This window comes from Sphingobium lactosutens DS20 (genome assembly GCF_000445105.1).
In the GTDB taxonomy this organism is placed as follows: domain Bacteria; phylum Pseudomonadota; class Alphaproteobacteria; order Sphingomonadales; family Sphingomonadaceae; genus Sphingobium; species Sphingobium lactosutens.
This window is the reverse complement of record NZ_ATDP01000087.1, coordinates 1-2,500: the sequence shown is the minus strand read 5'-3', so window position 1 is coordinate 2,500 and position 2,500 is coordinate 1. Positions and strand designations below refer to the sequence as shown.

2 rRNA genes (1 of these 2 cut by a window edge) are annotated in these 2,500 nt (G+C 54.4%); both read left to right on the top strand.

What is annotated here, in order from left to right:
* Nucleotides 1–2,028, top strand: a 23S ribosomal RNA gene (locus tag RLDS_RS39325); it begins 769 nt to the left of the window's first position.
* Between the two features lie 150 nt (nt 2,029–2,178).
* A 5S ribosomal RNA gene (gene rrf / locus RLDS_RS39320) occupies nt 2,179–2,293 on the top strand.
* Nucleotides 2,294–2,500 lie beyond the last annotated feature (207 nt).

Below are 2,500 nucleotides of genomic sequence, written 5' to 3'. Positions count from 1 at the left end.
CCGTTTAATGTTGAAAAATTATCGGATGAGTTGTGTTTAGGGGTGAAAGGCCAATCAAGCCGGGAAATAGCTGGTTCTCCGCGAAATCTATTGAGGTAGAGCGTCGGATGATTGCCGTTGGGGGTAGAGCACTGGATGGATGCGGGGGTCGCGAGATCTACCAATTCTAACCAAACTCCGAATACCAACGAGTCTAGTCCGGCAGACAGACGGCGGGTGCTAAGGTCCGTCGTCAAAAGGGAAACAGCCCTAACCTACAGCTAAGGTCCCCAAGTCACGTCTAAGTGGGAAAGCATGTGGGATTTCCAAAACAACCAGGAGGTTGGCTTAGAAGCAGCCATCCTTTAAAGAAAGCGTAACAGCTCACTGGTCTAAACAAGAGATCCTGCGGCGAAGATGTAACGGGGCTCAAGACGTGCACCGAAGCTTAGGGTTCAGTCCTTTGGACTGAGCAGTAGCGGAGCGTTCCGTAGGCCGTTGAAGCGGGAGGGTAACCGACCGTGGAGGTATCGGAAGTGCGAATGCAGACATGAGTAGCGATTAAGAGGGTGAGATGCCCTCTCGCCGAAATTCCAAGGGTTCCTGCTTAAAGCTAATCTGAGCAGGGTAAGCCGGCCCCTAAGACGAGCCCGAAGGGGGTAGTCGATGGGAACCACGTTAATATTCGTGGGCCTGGTGGTGTGTGACGGATGGTGTAACTTGTCAGGGCTTATTGGATTGCTCCTGGCAGGGAAATTGTCCCAGGAAATAGCCCCACCGTATAGACCGTACCCTAAACCGACACAGGTGGAATGGTAGAGTATACCAAGGCGTTTGAGAGAAGTATCCTGAAGGAACTCGGCAAATTGCCTCCGTACCTTCGGAAGAAGGAGGCCCCATCTTAAGGCAACTTTTGATGGGGGGCACAGGCCAGGGGGTAGCGACTGTTTAGCAAAAACACAGGGCTCTGCTAAGTCGGCTTCAAGACGACGTATAGGGCCTGACGCCTGCCCGGTGCCTGAAGGTTAAGAGGAGGAGTGCAAGCTCTGAATTGAAGCCCAGGTAAACGGCGGCCGTAACTATAACGGTCCTAAGGTAGCGAAATTCCTTGTCGGGTAAGTTCCGACCTGCACGAATGGCGTAACGACTTCCCCACTGTCTCCAGGATATGCTCAGCGAAATTGAATTCTCCGTGAAGATGCGGAGTACCCGCGGTTAGACGGAAAGACCCCGTGCACCTTTACTGCAGCTTCAGAGTGGCATTAGGAAAGAACTGTGTAGCATAGGTGGGAGGCTTTGAAGCGATGACGCCAGTTGTCGTGGAGCCATAGGTGAAATACCACCCTGTTGTTTTCTGATGTCTAACCTCGCACCGTCATCCGGTGCAGGGACCCTCTGTGGCGGGTAGTTTGACTGGGGCGGTCGCCTCCTAAAGAGTAACGGAGGCGCGCGATGGTGGGCTCAGGACGGTTGGAAACCGTCTGTTAGAGTGCAATGGCATAAGCCCGCCTGACTGCGAGACTGACAAGTCGAGCAGAGACGAAAGTCGGTCATAGTGATCCGGTGGTCCCTCGTGGAAGGGCCATCGCTCAACGGATAAAAGGTACGCCGGGGATAACAGGCTGATGATTCCCAAGAGCTCATATCGACGGAATCGTTTGGCACCTCGATGTCGGCTCATCACATCCTGGGGCTGGAGCAGGTCCCAAGGGTTTGGCTGTTCGCCAATTAAAGTGGTACGTGAGCTGGGTTCAGAACGTCGCGAGACAGTTTGGTCCCTATCTGCCGTGGGCGTCGAAATTTGAGAGGAGTTGACCCTAGTACGAGAGGACCGGGTTGAACATGCCTCTGGTGTACCTGTCGTCGTGCCAACGGCGCAGCAGGGTAGCTATGCATGGACGGGATAACCGCTGAAAGCATCTAAGCGGGAAGCCTCCCTCAAGATAAGATTTCATCGAGCCGTGATAGACCATCACGTTGATAGGCCGGATGTGGAAGTGCGGTAACGCATGGAGCTAACCGGTCCTAATTGCTCTGTTCGCGCTTGAAACGGTTCACACGAACCGTAGAGCCCCACCATCAACGACAGTCCTGATACACTGTCCTTGCCATGGTGGTCAGAAACATAAGCCAGATACAAGATTACCCACATGCACGGGCATCGATTAAACCCAAATCCAAACAGCGCCAGCTCCATTGCTTGGTGACCATAGCGTCAGTGACCCACCCGATCCCATCCCGAACTCGGCCGTGAAACCTGACTGCGCCGATGGTACTGTGGCTCAAGCCCCGGAAGAGTAGGGCGTCGCCAGGCATTGAAGCTCGCGCTTACGGATAAAACCCATTCACTTTGTGTGTTGGCCTCAGGCGCCGGCGGCCATATCCCCGGCCTTGGCCTTAGCGCCAATAAGGCGGAGACGCCGTCTCCGGTTCCTGTCCAACAAACCCTATGGTGACGCGGGGTGGAGCAGTCCGGTAGCTCGTCAGGCTCATAACCTGAAGGTCACAGGTTCAAATCCTG